Genomic DNA, 16,874 nt, shown 5'->3' on the forward strand with positions numbered 1-16,874 from the left:
CGCCGCCGTGGTTGGCGGAGACCTCGGCGATGATGTAGCTCGGGTGACCGGGCCCGATCGGGCGGCCGGCGATCGTGATCTCTGCCATCGTCAACGCGCCCGAGCGTACCGGAGCCACGTCGCCTGCTCGTCGCTCCCCTCCCCGGCGAACGCGAACGCCGCGTCGCCGAACGCGGTGATCGACGCGCGATTCTCCGGACGGATGCGCGCGTCGACGCGCGCCACCTCGGTCTCGGCGAAGAGCCGGCGCACCGCGGCGTCGATGGCGGCGGGACCGAGGCCGCGGCCGCGTTGCGCGGCGGTCAGGCCGATGCTGATCTCCGCGGTGTCGCCGTGGAGATCGAACCGCACCTGACCGAGGGCGCTGCCGGCCCCGTCCTCGACGATCCACAGCCGCGTGTCGGGATCGTCGAGCCGGCGCCGCACCCAGGCGACGTGCACGTCCCACTGGACCGGCGCCCGCGACAACGACGTCTCGCGCACGACCGGATCGTTGACCCACTCGAACAACCGCCGCGTGTCGTCTTCGGTCGCGGGACGCAACCGCAGCAGATCGGCGCGCAGGCGCGCCACGACGCGGAGCGCGCCGCGCCCGTCGACGAGGGACTGGCCGGCCGCAACCATGGCCCGCCGCGCCGACGCGTCGGCGGCCAGTCGCACCACGGCCTCGACGGCATCGTCGGGGAGGGCCACGACCGCGGCGCCGCAACCAGCCAGCGCGTCGGCGATCGGGCGTTGGTTGTCGGCCACCACCACGAGCACGGCGGGCACTCCGAGGGCGCACAACTCCGACGCCGTCACGCCCGCCCCCGAGATGGCAACTTCGGCGCGCGTCATCGGGCCCACCACGTCGTCGCCGCCGGTCAGCCACTCGACGGAGAACGCACCGTCGGCGAGCGCCGCCCGCAGCGTGCCCACGACGTGTGCCGGCGGCGCCCCGCCGAGGGTGACAAGCAGCTTGGTCGGGATCTCCGGCACGGCGCGCGGCGCGATGGCGGCGCGCAGCTCGCGTCGGATCAGCGCGTAGCGGCTGCCGAGCAGCAGGTCGACGCCGGCGCGCCGCCCCGGGTAGGGCGCGCTCGTCGCACCCGGGTTGTGGTCGAGGACCACGTCGGCGCTCGCGCTGTCGACCAGTCCGTGGTCGTCGATCACGAGGACGCGACCCGACGCCGTCGCCCGCGCCCGCAGCGCGGGGTCAAGGGCGTAGCCGTCGAGCACGATCCAGTCACCCGCGGGCATGTCGCTCACCGGCACCAGCGCGGCGCCTTCGGCGGCGTAGCGCTGCGCCCAGTCCGCCGGCACGTCGACGGCCGCCAGCGTGGCGGTGTCGCCGCCGTCGACCCACGCCTGCACCAGCGCCAGGCAGCGCGCCAGGTGACCGGCGCCGACACCGGGCCCGCTGCCCGCGACGATCACGAGATGGGCCACGACCGGAGGTTACGAGGCGCAGGGTACGTTGCGGTGATGACGACACCCACGCCCGGCGGTTCGGAAGCGGCGCGGCTCGAAGCGTTGTGGAGCGGCGACTTCGGCCAGCAGTACGTCGCCCGCAACAAGGACGCGGGGCATGACCGCGGCGCGTTCTGGTCGTCGCTGCTGGCGCGCACGCAGGCGCGCACCGTCCTCGAGGTCGGCTGCAACGTGGGCGCCAACCTCGTGCACGTTTCCGAGCACGTGCCGCCGGTCGACGTGTGGGGCGTCGACGTCAACCTCGACGCGCTCGGGATCATCCGCAGCCGGCTGCCGCAGGTCAACAGCGGCTACGCCGTGGCCCGCAACCTGCCGTTCCGCGACGGGTGGTTCGACCTCACCTTCACCGTGGCCGTGCTCATTCACGTGCCCGAGGACGCGTTCGCCCTCGCCGTCGGCGAACTCGTGCGCTGCGCCCGGCGCCACGTGCTCGTCGTCGAGTACTTCGCCGCCGAGACCACCGAGGTCAACTACCGCGACCAGACCGGGGCGTTCTTCAAGCGCGACTACGGCCGGCTGATCGGCGGGCTGTTTCCCGAGCTCACGCTGGAGGACAGCGGCGAACTCACCAAGGCCGAGGGGTTCGACGACGGTCTCGGCTGGTGGCTATTCGCCAAGCCCTGAACCGAGGATCTCCGCGCAGATGCGGTCGACGTCGGGGTTGGCGCCGGGCTTGAGCTCGTCGAGGCTGGTGACGTCGACGCGCGCCAGGCCGGGGACGTGCTCGACGACGCCCGGCGACTGCACCGGCGCCCGGAAGAAGAACAGGTAGGCGTAGCGCCGCACGCGGTCGACGTCGGGCGTGTGCGCCGCCGGATCGGCGAGTGCCGCGTCGAGGGCGGCTTCGAACTCGGCGGGATTGCTGACGTCGATGGTGAAGCCCTTGTCGCGGTAGTGCGTGCGCCCCGCCACGATCACCGGCTTGCCGTGCAGCGCCAGCTCGAGGCCGGTGGTCGACGTGAACACCAGGCCGACGTCGGTCTCCTCCATCAGCGTGTACGAACTCGTCGAATCGTCGGCGCCGATGACCCGCACGTTCGGCGGTAGCTCCGGAAACTTCTCGGCGAGGAACTCGCCGAGCGGCTCGCGCGTCTGCTTGCCCGGCAGCTTCACTTCGGCGGGATGGATGCGCACGATGAGGTCGTGATCGGGCCGGCGGGCGAAGGCGTCGACCGCCGCGGCCAGCCACGTTTGCAGCGACGGGTACGCCACCTCCTGGCCGATGACGGCGGAGTCCCACGTGAGATTGGTGAAGAGGGTGACGAGGCGGCGGCCCTCGCGGCGGGCGACGCCGCCGAACTGCGGGTCGGTCCAGTAGCGGTCGATGGTGCGCCGGCCGACGCGGCGGTCGTCGAGGTAGGCGTCGAGCTCCGCGTCCTCGGCGGGCGTGAGTGGCCGGTCGGCGTAGGCGGCCCACAGGTGCGACACGTCGCCTAGGCAGGCGGCGGCGCCGCGGCGGAACAGCAGCGTCTCCTTGATGAAGCCGCGCTCGTAGGTGACGACTTCGATCCCGCGCTGGCGGCACAGCTCCCACGTGATCGCTTCGAAGAAGAACAACCCGTTCAAAAGCAGCACGACGTCGGGTTGCAGCCGGTCGAGCGTGGCGGCCACGCCGCGGGCGACGCGACGCGCCGAGCGCAGGAAGCGCCGCATCGTCATCGGCCCGAGCGGATCGGACTGGATCTCGGCGCCCATGAGGAACCATTTGGCGGGAATGTCCACGAGGTCACCGAGGGGCAAGCCCATGTCGGTGACGTCGCCGAGGGCGGCCGCCGCGATGGCGTCGATCTCGGGCCAGCCGGCGTCGTCGCCGTTGTCCCAGCCGGCGCGCAGCGGCGTATGCGGGAAGCCGTGGGCGTCGAGCGCGTCCTCGACGTAGCGCGTGCACGAGCGGCACGGCACGGGCGGGCCTTCCCACGTGTTCACGCGATCGCAGATCTCGAGGCCGCCGCCGCAAGTGATGAAGTCGACGCGCGCGCCGCGCAGCCGCAACGCGTGGGCGATCATGGCTTCCCACTGCACGTGCGCCGCCCAGTCGCGCGGCGTGAGGATCGCCACGCGCGGACCGTCGGCCGGCGGCAGCGCGGCAGCCTGGGCGCGCAGGTGACGCGCCCGCACGTGCTCGGGCACCATGCCGATCTGGCGCAGCGCGAGGTGCGCGCCCTTGACGGCGTATTCGGAGAGGCGGTCGCGCCGCGGCAGCGGGCTCATCGGCGACCGCCGCGCGGGCGCGTGTCGAAGCCGCGGCCCGATAAGAGGCGGCCGATGCCGCGCCAGAACCCGAAGCCATAGGCCCAGTGGCACAGCTCGAAGGCGGCGAACGCGCGGTGCGGCGCCACACCCGGGTCGTCGCTCGTCTTGACCGCGCCGTAGGCGCACACCGCCGTGTGGGCGAGCGGTACCGCCACCTTCCACCACCGGCGTCCGAAGACGAGGCCGAGCACCGTCGCGGCCACGAGGCCCGCGGGCGCCAGCGGCCGCCACGACGGGAGCGTGCGGTGCTTGCCGAGCGTCGACGCCTTGGCCATGCCGTAGTTGGCGTACTGGCGCGCCAACGCCCGCGGCGTGTCGCGGGGGAAGTACCACGAGTGGATGTCGGGATCGAGCATCACCGTGCCGCCGGCCTCGCGCAGGCGCAGGTTGAGTTCCTGGTCCTCGGCGGCCCACTGGAGGCGTGACTCGTCGTAGCCGCCGAGGTCGAGCAGCGTGGCGCGCTTCCAGCACCCGAGGTACACCGTGTCGACCTCCTCGCGCCGTTGCGAGTAGTGGAAGCGACCCGGCCCAACGCCGAGGGGCGACGACGTGACGGCGGCGACGGCGCGGCCGAAGTTGCTCGTACCGACGGCGCGCATCCGGCCACCGACGTTGGCCGCACCGGTCTCGTCGAGCACGGCGACGCAGCGGGAGACGTAGTCGGGCGCGTACAGCGTGTGGGCGTCGGCGCGGCAGATGACATCGCCCTTCGCCGCGTCGATGCCGATGTTCATCGCGGCGGCCGCGGTCACGCGCGGATTGTCGATCAGGCGCACGCCTGCGCCGTACTCGGCCACCAGGTCGCGGGTGCCGTCGCGCGAGCCGCCATCGACCACGAGGATCTCGGCGATCTCGGGATAGTCCTGCGCGGCGAGCGAATCGAGGCAGTCGCGGATGAAGGCGCGCTCGTTCAACGTCGGCAGCACGATCGACACGGCGGGCACGAGTGCGAAGCGTACGGCCCCTAAGGACCCGCCTCAGAACACCGTGGACCCTCGCCTACCGATTCGCTTCGTGCGGTGGCACCGTTGTACTTCGAGGGTCCACGGAGTTCTCGCGGCGGCCCCTAACCTCTCATCGATGACACGAGTCGCCGAGTCTGCGCGGTGGTTCCTGTTTGCGGTGCAGGCCGACGACGCGCGGCGCGCGACGTACGCCCGCTGGATTGCTCGCTTCCGCCGCGGTGAGGTCGAAGCGCGCCAGCGCGCCGCGTCGACCCTCGCCGCGGCCACGACGACGATTCCGCAGAGCACCGGTTACGTCGCTTGCCCGCCGGGAACGCTGGGCGGCGTCGACGCCGTCGTGGCCGAGGTGCAGCGGCTACGCGACACGGCGCTGCGGGCCAGCCCCGACACCAAGCCCTATCTCGTCGACTACCCGATCACCGCGCTCGACGCGTCGTCACCGCTGTTGCGTTTCGCCCTCAGCGACGACGTGCTCGTCCCGGCGTCGCAGTACCTCGGCCTCGTGCCGATCCTCACGATGGTCACGGTGCTGGCGTCGCCGTACCTCGACAGCCCGCAGCTTGCCGGCAGCCAGCTGTTCCACTGCGACTGGGAGGATCGTCGCCAGGTCAAGGTGTTCGTGCACTGCAGCGACGTCGCTGATGCCAACGGGCCGCTGACGGCGGTGGCCGCCGACGCGTCGACCCGCGTGAAGCGCGCCGTCGGCTACCACTACGGCGGGCCCGCGTTCCGACTGCGCGACGACGACGTGCTCCCCCGCGTCGACACCACGGAGGTCACGCCCTTCGTCGGGCCCGCGGGCGCGGTGACCTTCCTCGACACCAGCAGCTGCCTGCACTACGGCAGCCGCGTCCAGCCCGGCGCGCACGAGCGGCTGGTGCTGCAACTCCAGTTCCTCACGCCGACCGCCTTCGACCTCGTGCGCCTCGATCACTCCAAGCGGCCCTTCCGCGCCGTCGCCGGCGACTTCTCGCCGCAGCAACGGCTGGCCCTCGGCGCCACGCCATGACCGAACCGGCGCCCGACCGACCCGTCGCCTTCCGCCGGCGTGTGCTGGTCAACACACTGTCGACGGGCGTCGCCAACATCTGGGCGATCGTCGTCGGCCTCGTCACGCTGCCGCTGCTGCTCCACGGCATGGGCGCCGCCAGCTTCGGGACGTGGGTGCTCGTGCAGACGTTCTCGGCGGTGACGGGATGGATCTCGCTCGCCGACCTCGGCGTCGGCACCGCGACGACACGCAACGTGGCGACCAAGGCGGCGCGCGACGACCGCGACGGCGTGACCACGACCGTGACCAGCGCGCTCAGCGTCTTCGTGGGTGTCGGGGCGCTGTGCGCGCTCGTGCTCGTCACCGTTGGCCGCCGCTTCCTGCCGGCGTTGTTCCACACGCCTCACGCGCTGCGGGCCGACCTCCGGTTCGCCCTCGCGCTGTTCGCCGTGCAGGTGGTCGTCGACCTCGTGACCGAAGGCTGCGAGGCGTGTCTCGAAGGCCTCCAGCGCGTCGACCTGTCGCGCGGCGCCGACGCGGTGAGACGCACCGCCGTCGCCGCCGCCACCGCCGCGGTGGCCCTGGCGGGGGGCGGGCTCAAGGGGGTCGCCGCCGCCAGCCTGGCCGCGTCCGTGGGGGGCATGGCCGTCGCCGTCGTATTGCTGGCGCGCCACTTGCCGGCGGGCGGGCGGCGGCCGTCGCCCGCCATCGTGCGCGAGCTGCTGGCCTACGGCCGCACGGTGGCGGTGCTGCGCCCGCTCGGCGTCGTCCACCGCTCCGTCGACCGCGTCGTGGTCGGCGGCGTGTTCGGGCCCAGTGCCGTGGCGCTCGTCGAGGTGGCCACGCAGATGATGAACGGTGCCGATGCCATCCTCAGCGCGGCGTCGTACGCCGTGATCCCGAGCGCGGCGTGGCTCGACTCACGCGGTGACCGCACGACGCTGGTGGAGTTGCTCGAGCGCGGCACGAAGTACTCGCTGCTGGCGACCCTGCCCGTGGTGGGCCTCGGCATCGCGCTGGCCGGGCCGATCGTGCACCTGTGGGTCGGGGCGCGCTACTCGGCGGCGCCGGGTCTCGCCGCGGTGGCGCTGCTCTACATCGCGCTGGTCGCGCCGCTCCAGGTCGGCTCGAACCTGTTGCTCGCCGTCGGAGAAGCCGGCGCGGTGTTGCGCTCCGCGGCGGCGGCGATCGTCGTCAACGTCGCGCTGAGTGTCACGCTGGTCCACGTGACCGGGATCGTGGGCGTGTTCCAGGCAACCCTGCTCGCCGCGTGCGTCCTGCTGCCGCCGCTCACCCGGTCGGTCCTGCGCGAGGTGGGCATCTCGTTGCGCCAGTTCCTCGCCACCGCGGTGACCCCCGCGGTCGCGCCGCTCGTCGCGCTCGGCGCCGTCAGCGGCGCCTGCGTCGCCGCTCCGCTGCCCGACGTCGCCACCCTCGTCCTCGGCGCCCTCGGCGGCTTCGGCGCGTTCGTCGTCGTCGCCCTGCGGTTCAGCATGAGCCGCAGCGAACTCGCCGAGCTGCGCCGCCTGGCGGCGCGCACCCCGGCGACGGCGCCGTGAGCGACGCCCCGCCGATCGACGCGCTGGTCGACGACGACGGCCGCACGTTCAACTACGTGCGCGTCGACCACGGCGCCGACAACCTGGTCGTGCACTTCAGCGCGTTCTTCGGCGAGTGGGGCAACGCCAAGCCCTACCGCGACACGTTCCAGGGCTACTACCACCGGCTCAAGATGCTGGGTGGCGAGACCGAGCACGACTGGCTGTTCGCCTGCGACCAGTACGGCGCCGAGGCGAACGGCACCTATTACACGGGCGAAGCGGGCGACTTCTTCGTCGAGCGCGCCATGCTGACGTTGCTCGAGCGAACCATGCACGACCTGGGTCATCCACCCGAGCGCACCGTCTTCATGGGCTCGTCCATGGGCGCCACCGCCGCGCTCAAGTTCGGCCTACTGCTCGGCGTGCGCGGCATCGTCGCCGTCGCACCGCACATCGACCTCGACATCTGCGCGGCGCAGCAGAACCGCGAGCGTCACGTGGCTTTCATCGTGCCCGACGGCGACACGCAGGCGGCGCACAACTACGTCTTCACCCGTCAGATCCGCAACCTGGTCGAGCAGTGGGACCAACCCACGGTGCCGCCGGCGCTGTTCGTCCAGTCGTGCGAAGACGACGTCGGCGTGTTCCACGAGCAGGTGCTGCCGCTGGTGGCGACGTGGAAAGAAAAGGGCGGCGCGGTGTACCTCGACGCCCGTCCTCAGGGTGGGCACACCAGCGACTGGGCGACCAAGCCGTTGCTGCTCGACGCCGCCGCCGCGTTGCTGGCCGGCCGCGCTATCGACGTGGCGCGCTACCAGACGGATCCCGTGTTTGCCGGCACTCCGGTGAAGCCACCGCTGTCGCACCGGCTGCGGCGACGCGCCAGCCTGATGCGCAAGCGCCTGCTGCGGCGTTAGCGCCCGGCGCGGCCCACGACGCTGCGGATGGTACGCACCGCGATGCGGGCGTCGAGCCACAGGCTCTGGTGGCGCAGGTAATAGAACTCGAACTGGAGCTTCTCCAGCGCGTCGAACTCCGAGGCGCCGTAGGGGTACTTCACCTGGGCCCACCCCGTGAGGCCGGGGCGCACCGTGTGGCGCAACGCGTAGAACGGGATCTTCTCGCACAGGTCCGCGACGTAGTGCGGCTGCTCGGGTCGCGGGCCCACGAGGGAGATGTCGCCCCGCAGCAGGTTTAGCGCCTGGGGGATCTCGTCGACGTGCGTGCGCCGCAGCCACTTGCCCACCGGGGTGATGCGCGGGTCGTCGTCGCTCGTCCACGTGCCGGCGGCCGTCGCGGACGGGACCATCGTGCGGAACTTGAGGATGTTGAACGTGGCGCCGTTCTTGCCCGTGCGCGGCTGGGAGAAGAACAGCGGGCCCTTGTTGCCGCCGAGGCGGTTGGCGACGGCGACCACCGGCACGACGACCGCCAGCGCCACGAAGCCGGCGGCGCCGGCGGCGAAGTCCATGACGCGCTTGAGCCGGCCGTAGGCCCGGTTGTGCAGTTCCTGAATGTCGAACATCAGCGACAGGCGCTCGAGTTCGCCGTGGGGCAGCTTGCCCAGCCACTCGTCGTAGAACGCTTCGAGCGTGCGGACGCGTACGCCGGTGGCGTGCAGCTCGGCGGCCTGAGCAATTACGTCGGGTTCGGCCTGGGCGTCGAGGTCGAGCACGACGACGGTGGCGCGGGTGCGGCGGACGCGCTCGACGAGCGGCTGCGCCGCCGGGTAGTCGTGGCGGGCGTCGAGCCCGGTGAGCTCACCGACCACGACAGCGGGACGCTCGGAAGTGCGAGCCAATTCGGCGATCAGCGCTTCGGCCTCGCCCTCTTCGGCGACGACCACGACGCGCTCACGCTCCTCGGTGCGGTGGCGCCCGCCGTGGGCGACGAGGGCCAGCAGGGCGTAGGTCGGCGTGAGCACCGCCGCCGACGCGAACACGACGAAGCGCGGCAGGTGGGCGCCACCGTCGACGATCTGGAGTACGGAAATCACGGCGGCCGCACCGGTCGTCGCGGCGAGCGCCGCCGGTAGCGCGCTGCGGCTGCCCCGACGTCCGGCCTCATCGGGCAGACCGGCGCCGTAGGACGCGAGCAGCAGGAGGCCAATGAAGGCGAGCAGCCAGGGCAGGCGGCCGGTCTCGACGATCTCGTAGTGACCGACGCGGGCGGCGTGCAGCTTGGCAAAACCCAACACGACGCCAACCGTCGTCAAATACAACAGCCAACGCGAGCCGCGGGTCACAACGCCCTATCGGCAGATGGCGGCCGAATCTTGAGGATTCGTTGTGTTCCGTCCTATTCGCGGCTGTAGGTCCACACCCGTAGCCGCGTGCCGGGCAGGAATCGCAGCGAGTGGCTCCCCCGTTGGCGCCGGAGTTGGCCGATTCGCGCCGGCTCGTGCCGTCCGTCGATGTCGACGAGGGCGACACGATCGACGCCGGCCCCGTCGACCACGCGGGCGACCCGGCGCAGATCGGCCTCGCTGGGCGCGGTCAGCCAGCGGTCGAGGTCGTGGACGGCGCCGCCCTCGCGCACGAGATGGGCGACGCGCGACACCAGTACCGGCGCCGGCTCGGCGTCGAGACGGCGCGCCGATTCGGCGATGTCGTGGGTGCGCTGGAACATCCAGGCCAGACCGAGCGCCGTCACGAGCACGCTCACGCCGATGACGGCCCGGGCGACGGCGACCGGCGCCTCGGCCAGCGCGACGACACCCACCACCATGACGAGCAGCGACGACAGCAGCACGTAGCGCCCACCCCACTGGGGCCCGGCACCTCCGGTGAACTGCACCGCCCACACGAGCGGCAGCGACACGAGCGCGATCGACAGCAGCAGCGGGGCCGGTGGGCCGCGGCGCCAGCCGAGGGCGATGCCGACGGCGCCGATCGGCGCGGCGGCGAGGAAGCCGGGCACGAAGTCGAGGCCGGCGGCGGTGCGCGCCAGGAGCAACGCGGCGGCGAGGAACGCGAGGCGGGCGTCTCGCCGCAGCGCCGCCAGCGCGACCGCCGCCGCGATCGCGGCGCCGAATACGAGCGACGGCGTGTCGCCGGCGCTGGTCACGCCGACCGTTGTGATGGCGGCTTCCTTCACCCGGCCCGCCGAGTCCGACGACCCGGCATCCGAAACCGTCTGCTCGGCGCGCGTGGAGCGCAGCGACGAACCGAGCACGGCGTGCTCGAGCGCCTGGTTCGCCAGCAACGGCACGGCGAGCCCGGCGGCGACGCAGGCTCCCATCACCACCGCCGCGGTCACACGCGTCCGCACGACGGCGAGGCAGGCGATGGCGGTGGCGACGGCCCCGAAGGCCAGCGCCTCGGTGCGCATCGTGGCGGCAACGCCGAACAAGACGCCGGCGACGACACCGAACCACGCCGGCCGCCGTCGCTGGACCACGTCGACGAGGACGATGGTCGCCCACGCCATCGCCGCGAGGCCGAGCGTGTGCTCCCAGAAGTCGAGGGCGTAAATGGCGACGGGCGACGCCAGGCCGACGAGCCAGAAGGCCAGCCGTCCACCGTCGCGCGCGCCGAGTCGCCGCGCCAAGGCGGCCGCCGCCAGCGCGCAGGCGACGGCGCCGAGCATCGGCAACAGCAGCGCGCCGCGGTAACCCAGCGCGCGGTACAGCGGCTCGGCCGCCAGCAGCGCCGGCAGCGTGGTGACGTTCACCCACCGGTCGCCGATGTGGCTCGTGTAGTACAGCGGGTGCAGCGCGCCGTTCGGGTCCCATTTCGCCGCCCAGTAGCCGATGTCGGGGTCGAAGTCGTGATGCGCGTCCATGGCCCGCAGCGTCGCCACCTTGCCACCGGTGTCGGTGCCCAGGAAGCCGCGCGTGTCGTTGCCGAGCGACAACACGAGATAGATCGCCAGCAAGGCCGCACTGGCGAGCAGCGCGCCGCGGCGCGTCACAGCGACACCTCGGCCACCCGCCAGTCGAGCCCGCCCACCGGCTTGCCTTGGTGGGCGAAACCGCGCGGTGTCAGCGCGCCGGGATAGACCACGGCGACGCGGCCCACGCCCGCGGCGCGCAGACGGCGCAGCACCACCGGGACCTTCGCCGGTTCCACGAGCAACCACTGGCGCGTGTCGACGTTCGGCCAGTCGAGCCGCGGCAGCAGGCCCGCCGTCGTGATGGCGAGCCCGTGTTTCGGGATCGCAGCGAGCAACTCGTGGGTGTGTTCGTGCGTCGAGCGCAACGCGGAGGCCGCCAGCGCGGCGAACGCCAGCGATACGGCGGCGAGACCGGCGACGACGGCCCGGGGCGCGGCGAGAAACGCACGTACGGCCACGGCGATGGCAACGGGCAAACCGAGGGCGAAGTAGCGGCCGCCCCACTCGATGCCACCGCCGCGCTCGTACTGCGTCGCGACGACGGCGGCGGCGAAGCCGACGAGGAGGGCGACGAAGACGCGCACAGCACGGTCACGCCACGAGAACCCGCCGGACCACACGGCGGCCCAAAGGACGGGACACACCACGAACAGGCCGGGCACGACCGGCGCCGTTCCCGACAACGCCCGCAGCAGGACGAGCAGCGCCGCGACGCCGGTGAGCGCGGCCGCCAAGTCGCGGCGACGGCGCGCGAGGAGTCCCGCCACCGCCACAACGACGAACGCCACGAGCAACAGGACGTTCGCCCGCGCGCCGTTGGGATAGCTGTAGCGCAGCAAGGTCGTGTACGCGCCGCGCGCCCGACTCATGAGGTCGTGCGATTGCGCGACGGCCCCGCCGGTGCTCGACACCACCGTGACCGACGCGCCGAAGATGTGGCGCTCCCAGGCGAGGTTGGCCACGAAGCCGACGACGCCGCCCGCACCGGCGGCGACGGCCGCGACGCGGTACTCGGTGAAGGCGAAGGCCACCAGCGCGGCGACACCCACGAACAAGACGCCTTCGGTGCGCACCATCACGAGCACGCCGGCGAGCACCGCGCCGACGACCACGCCGAGTAGTGGCCGGTCGCCCGCGCGTCGCGTCACTGCCACCACGAGCCAGCCGGCAAGCGCCGCGCCGACGGTGTGCGCGATCGCGAGAAACGAGTCGAAGAACAGCGGCGTGCCGAGCCCCGCAGCCCACAGCGCCGGGCGCGCCAAGCGTTCGTCGAACCGACGCGCTAGCACGGCTGCCGCCAGCGCCGCCGCGACCGTTCCGGCGAGCGACAGCATGATGACGGCGTTGTTGTGACCTAGGCGCCACAACCCGGCCAGCACGACGGCGTACAGCGGATGGCGACCGAACGGGACGGGGCCGTCCGTGCCGACATCGGCGAGACGGTATGGATAGAACGCGCCCGACGGGTCGACGGTCGGCAGCGGATGCGGGTCGACCCACGTGTGATGCTCGGCGAGTTGCCGTGCCTGGACAAGCGCCGCGCCCTCGTCTTCGGACAGCGACGCGTTCGTTCCCACGAGCACCATCAGGCCGAGCAGGCACGCCGCCAAGACACCAGCGTGGGCGATGAGCGGCGCTCGCCACAGCCGGTTCGCCATCGACGCACTATTGCACGGTGCCTGTAACCGACGTCACAGCGCGGAAGCGAGGCGTCAATCACAATTCCGGAGGGTGGGCTCTCTCGAAACGTTCAGCGCGTGGTTCTGGCGCCAGTTCCGGAACCGGTTCTGGCTCGCCATCTCCGTGTTGGGCGTGTTCTCGCTGTCGGTCGTCATCCTCGGCCCGCTCGTGTTCATCGTGGGCCCGGCGTTCGGCCTGACGCGGGGCGAGGCAATCCTCTGGTCGGGCCTGGCGGACCTCGGTGGCATCCTCGCCACCGCCATCGGCATCGGCTCGTGTCTCGCCATCCGTCGCCCGATCCGCTCCTGGATCGACGGCGACTTCACCCACGCCCGTGAAGCGCGCGACGCCGTCCTCGTCGCCGGCGAGAGCATGGCGATGCGGGGCGGCGTGCTCGGCGCGCCGTTCATGCTCATCGTGGTCGCGCCGCTGTTCGCCCACTACGCCGGCTTCGGAACGCTCGGGTACGCCACGGTCGAGGCGATGGGAATGATCGCGTTGAGCCTCGCCGCCTTTCTCATGGCGAACGGCCTGCGCGTGTTGCTGTTCCCGATGCTCGAAGAGGTGGCGCCCCACATCGAAATCGACGTGCGGCCGACGCGACGCACGTGGAGCCTCAAGACCATCTTCAGCGTGAGCACGTACTTGTCCGCCGTGGCGACGGGCGCCATCGCGGCGTGCGTGGCGCAATACTTCGACGACACGCGCGAGCACGCGGTGTTCGCCGGCGTCCTGGTAGCGGCGCTCCTCGGTGCTTACGGCACGGCCATCAACCGCATCAGCATGGTCGAGCCGACGATGCGCCCGCTCCAGGACCTCCGACGCGCCACCGAGCGGGTGAGCGAAGGCAACTTCGCCGAACCGATGGCGGTTGTCTCGACCGACGAGTTCGCCGAAGTGGCGCTGGCGTTCAACCAGATGATGGTGGGGCTTCAACAGCGCGAGTCGCTCCACGCCGCGTTCGGCTCGTACGTCGACCCGGCGCTGACGCGCCGGCTGCTCACCCAGGACTCCTCGGTATTCGCCGGCGAGGCCGTCGACGCCACCGTGTTCTTCGCCGACGTGCGCGGCTTCACGGCGTACTCCGAGACGGTCGAACCCGAGGAAGCCGTCGCCCAGCTCAACCGCCTATTCGACATCGTCGTGCCCAAGATCCGCGAAGCGGGGGGTCACCCGAACCGGTTCATCGGCGACGGCGTATTCGCCGTCTTCGGCACGCCCGAAGCGTTGCCCGATCACGCCAACCTGGCGTGCCTCGCCGCGGTCAACATTCAGAACGAAGTCCGCCGCCACTTCGGCGACACACTGCGCCTCGGCATCGGGATCAACACCGGCAAGGTGATCGCCGGCACCATCGGCGGCGGTGGCAAGCTCGACTTCACCGTCATCGGCGACGCCGTCAACATCGCGTCGCGCGTGGAGGAGCTCACCAAGTCGACGGGCGACGCCATCCTGGTCACCCAGCAGACGCTCGACCGTGCCTGGTCGGTCTCAGGTAGCGCCCTCGTGCGCGGCGCCCACATCCTGCGGGGCCGCGCCGCTCCGACGCACGTGTACGCCATCGAGACCTAGCCTCGGACCATGTCCGAAGAACCGCTCCTGTACGACGTCGCCGACCACGTCGCCACGATCACGCTCAACCGACCCGAGCGCCGCAACGCCATCTCGGGCGGGATGCTCACTGCACTCGGCAAGCGCCTCCAGGAGGCGGACCGTTCGGGTGACGTGCGTGCCATCATCATCACGGGCGCCGAGGGCGGCGGGTTTTGTGCCGGCCTCGACCTGGTCGACGCCACCTCGGGCCGCGGCATCGGCACCGGCACCAACGACGACGGGAGCGCGCCGGCGGGCGGCAACTCGATGCAGACCCGCGACCTGCCCACCGTTGTCCTGTTCGAAATAGATACCCCCGTTATTGCCGCGATCAACGGCGGCGCCGCCGGCTACGGCCTCGACCTCGCCCTCGGCTGCGACATCCGGCTGATGGCGGAGTCGGCCAAGCTGGCCGCCGCGTTCACCAAGCGCGGCGTCGTCCCCGAGTCCGGCGGCACCTGGTACCTGCCGCGCCTGGTCGGCTGGGGCAAGGCCGCCGAGTTGATCTACCTCGGCAAGACCGTGCTGGCCGAAGAGGCGCTCGAGATCGGTCTGGTCAACGCGGTGGTGCCCGACGGCGACCTGATGAAGACGGCGCAGGACTGGGCGCAGCAGATCGCCGCCAACGCCCCGCTCGCCGTGCAGTCGTCGAAGCGCCTGATGCGCCACGGCTGGACCGAGGACTTCCAGTCCCACACGCACCACGTGTTGCTCGAGACGATCCGCCTCTTCGGCACCAAGGATTTCCGCGAAGGCATCACGTCGTTCATGGAGAAGCGCCCGCCCGAATTCACCGGTCGCTAGCCGCCAAACTGGAGGCGATGACACGGCGGGTCCTTCCTCTCCTGTGCCTCGCGCTGGCGTTGACGGCGTGCGGCAAGCACGAAAAGTCGAGTGTGTCCACGACCACCGCGCCAACGACGACCACAACGGCGCCACCGCCCACCACACCGGTCGCACCGCCGTCCGGCTTGTCCCTGGTCGTGTCGCTCCAGCACCCGACTGTGGCCCGGGACGAGCCGGTCGAGGGCTTCTTGACGGCAACGAACACCACGCCCAAGGGCACTCCCGACCTCCACCTCACGTTCCCGGGCAAGTGCGATGTCGGCCTGCTGCTCTACAGCCAGGGCAAGGTCGTCGCCCACAGTGACGGCGCCTGCACGACCGACAACACCGAATACGACATGCGCGCCGGCGAGACGCGCATCAGCGGTTTCGGCAACCTCCTGCTGACCCCCGCGGGGGTCCCGCCCGCCGCCGGCACGTACGACCTCGGCGTGCTCTTCCTCACCGGCGCCGGCGCCTACCAGGCCCCTCTCGTCAAGGTGACGCTAACCTAACAGTGGGCGTGCGCGACTAGCGCGCCAGCAGCGGCTTGAGGAACTGGCCGGTGTAGGACTCCTTGACCTTGGCGACGTCTTCGGGGGTGCCGGTGGCCACGACCGTGCCGCCGCCGGTGCCGCCTTCGGGCCCGAGGTCGATCAGCCAGTCAGCGGTCTTGATCACGTCGAGGTTGTGCTCGATCACGACGACGGTGTTGCCCGCGTCGACCAGGCGCGTGAGCACGCCGAGCAGGCGCCGGATGTCTTCGAAGTGCAGCCCGGTGGTCGGCTCGTCGAGCAGGTAGATGGTGTGACCCGTCGACCGCTTGGCGAGCTCCGACGCCAGCTTGACGCGCTGCGCTTCGCCGCCCGACAGCGTGGTGGCCGGCTGGCCGAGACGCACGTAGCCGAGGCCGACGTCGACGATCGTCTGCATGTGCCGGGCGATGATCGGCTGGTTGGCGAAGAACTCCTTGGCTTCCTCACACGGCATGTCGAGCACTTCGGCGATCGACTTGCCCTTGAACGTGATGTCGAGGGTGTCGCGGTTGTAACGGGCCCCCTTGCACACCTCGCACGGGACGTACACGTCGGGCAGGAAGTGCATCTCGATCTTGATCGTGCCGTCGCCCGCGCACGCCTCGCAGCGGCCGCCCTTCACGTTGAACGAGAAGCGTCCGGGCAGGTAGCCGCGCACCTTCGCCTCCTGCGTGGAGGCGAAGAGCGTGCGGATCTTGTCGAACACGCCGGTGTAGGTGGCCGGGTTGGACCGCGGCGTGCGCCCGATGGGCGACTGGTCGATGTTGATGACCTTGTCGACGTGCTCCAGCCCGTCGACCGTGCGGTGCCGGCCTGGGACGATCCGGGCGCCGTTCAGCTCGCGGGCGAGAACCGCGTAGAGGATGTCGTTGACCAGCGTCGACTTGCCCGATCCGGACACACCGGTGACCGCGACGAAGCAACCGAGCGGGAACTCCGCCGTCACCTCGCGCAGGTTGTGCTCGCGTGCCGCGATGACGCGAAGCTGCCGCTCGGGCGAGGGCTGACGGCGGATGTCCGGGACGTGGATCTCGCGCCGACCCGCGAGATAGGCACCCGTCATCGACCGCTCGACCTTCAGCAGGTCGGCGTAGGTTCCGGAGTGGACGATCTCGCCGCCGTGCTCCCCCGCACCCGGACCGATGTCGACGATCCAGTCGGCGGTCCGGATGGTGTCCTCGTCGTG

14 protein-coding genes are annotated in these 16,874 nt (G+C 71.4%); 7 read left to right on the top strand and 7 right to left on the bottom strand.

The features are described 5' to 3' along the window. Nucleotides 1-90 precede the first annotated feature (90 nt). Nucleotides 91-1,428, bottom strand: a complete 1,338-nt coding sequence (locus VHC63_08895; GenBank protein HVV36702.1) for a GNAT family N-acetyltransferase — start codon at nt 1,426-1,428, stop codon at nt 91-93. Nucleotides 1,429-1,464: 36 nt separating this feature from the next. On the opposite strand from VHC63_08895, the gene VHC63_08900 reads away from it, so the two are divergent. Further along, a complete protein-coding gene (locus VHC63_08900) occupies nt 1,465-2,094 on the top strand; it encodes a pseudaminic acid biosynthesis-associated methylase (GenBank protein ID HVV36703.1) in 630 nt (209 codons plus the stop codon). On the opposite strand, the gene VHC63_08905 is transcribed toward VHC63_08900, so the two are convergent. Beyond that, nucleotides 2,077-3,681 (bottom strand): hypothetical protein, encoded by a 1,605-nt coding sequence (locus tag VHC63_08905; protein ID HVV36704.1) that lies wholly within the window; start codon nt 3,679-3,681, stop codon nt 2,077-2,079. The genes VHC63_08900 and VHC63_08905 overlap by 18 nt on opposite strands. Continuing rightward, the gene (locus tag VHC63_08910; GenBank protein HVV36705.1) at nt 3,678-4,667 is read right to left on the bottom strand and encodes a glycosyltransferase family 2 protein; all 990 of its coding nucleotides are present in this window, start codon (nt 4,665-4,667) and stop codon (nt 3,678-3,680) included. Before VHC63_08910 ends, VHC63_08905 begins: the two co-directional genes overlap by 4 nt. 136 nt (nt 4,668-4,803) lie before the next feature. Between VHC63_08910 and VHC63_08915 the strand changes: the two genes are divergently transcribed. From VHC63_08915 to VHC63_08925, 3 genes are read left to right on the top strand one after another with little or no spacing between them, the layout of a single operon-like run. Continuing rightward, on the top strand, nt 4,804-5,697 hold the full coding sequence (locus tag VHC63_08915; GenBank protein HVV36706.1) for a hypothetical protein: 894 nt from the start codon (nt 4,804-4,806) through the stop codon (nt 5,695-5,697). Next, a complete protein-coding gene (locus tag VHC63_08920) occupies nt 5,694-7,238 on the top strand; it encodes a lipopolysaccharide biosynthesis protein (protein ID HVV36707.1) in 1,545 nt (514 codons plus the stop codon). The genes VHC63_08915 and VHC63_08920 overlap by 4 nt, the downstream gene beginning before the upstream one ends. Then, nucleotides 7,235-8,137 (top strand): hypothetical protein, encoded by a 903-nt coding sequence (locus VHC63_08925; protein ID HVV36708.1) that lies wholly within the window; start codon nt 7,235-7,237, stop codon nt 8,135-8,137. The genes VHC63_08920 and VHC63_08925 overlap by 4 nt, the downstream gene beginning before the upstream one ends. On the opposite strand, the gene VHC63_08930 is transcribed toward VHC63_08925, so the two are convergent. The 3 genes from VHC63_08930 to VHC63_08940 form a co-directional block, all read right to left on the bottom strand. Then, the gene (locus VHC63_08930; protein HVV36709.1) at nt 8,134-9,417 is read right to left on the bottom strand and encodes a sugar transferase; all 1,284 of its coding nucleotides are present in this window, start codon (nt 9,415-9,417) and stop codon (nt 8,134-8,136) included. The genes VHC63_08925 and VHC63_08930 overlap by 4 nt on opposite strands. A gap of 101 nt (nt 9,418-9,518) precedes the next feature. Next, nucleotides 9,519-11,132, bottom strand: a complete 1,614-nt coding sequence (locus VHC63_08935; GenBank protein ID HVV36710.1) for a hypothetical protein — start codon at nt 11,130-11,132, stop codon at nt 9,519-9,521. Further along, nucleotides 11,129-12,712, bottom strand: a complete 1,584-nt coding sequence (locus tag VHC63_08940) for a hypothetical protein (protein ID HVV36711.1) — start codon at nt 12,710-12,712, stop codon at nt 11,129-11,131. The genes VHC63_08935 and VHC63_08940 overlap by 4 nt, the downstream gene beginning before the upstream one ends. A gap of 73 nt (nt 12,713-12,785) precedes the next feature. Here VHC63_08940 and VHC63_08945 point away from each other — a divergent pair, with 73 nt between their 5' ends. Genes VHC63_08945 through VHC63_08955 form a run of 3 tightly spaced genes read left to right on the top strand, consistent with a single transcriptional unit; the run spans nt 12,786 to nt 15,667 of the window. Further along, nucleotides 12,786-14,306 carry an adenylate/guanylate cyclase domain-containing protein gene (locus tag VHC63_08945; protein HVV36712.1) on the top strand — a complete coding sequence of 507 codons (1,521 nt, stop codon included), beginning with the start codon at nt 12,786-12,788 and terminating at the stop codon, nt 14,304-14,306. A gap of 9 nt (nt 14,307-14,315) precedes the next feature. Further along, the gene (locus VHC63_08950; protein ID HVV36713.1) at nt 14,316-15,131 is read left to right on the top strand and encodes an enoyl-CoA hydratase-related protein; all 816 of its coding nucleotides are present in this window, start codon (nt 14,316-14,318) and stop codon (nt 15,129-15,131) included. A 17-nt stretch (nt 15,132-15,148) separates the two neighbouring features. Further along, nucleotides 15,149-15,667, top strand: a complete 519-nt coding sequence (locus VHC63_08955; protein ID HVV36714.1) for a hypothetical protein — start codon at nt 15,149-15,151, stop codon at nt 15,665-15,667. A 16-nt stretch (nt 15,668-15,683) separates the two neighbouring features. Here the strand turns inward: VHC63_08955 and VHC63_08960 are convergent. Continuing rightward, a partial coding sequence (locus tag VHC63_08960) for an excinuclease ABC subunit UvrA (GenBank protein ID HVV36715.1) occupies nt 15,684-16,874 on the bottom strand: 1,191 nt, incomplete at its 5' end.

It is taken from the genome of Acidimicrobiales bacterium (assembly GCA_035546775.1).
GTDB lineage: Bacteria > Actinomycetota > Acidimicrobiia > Acidimicrobiales > JACCXE01 > JACCXE01.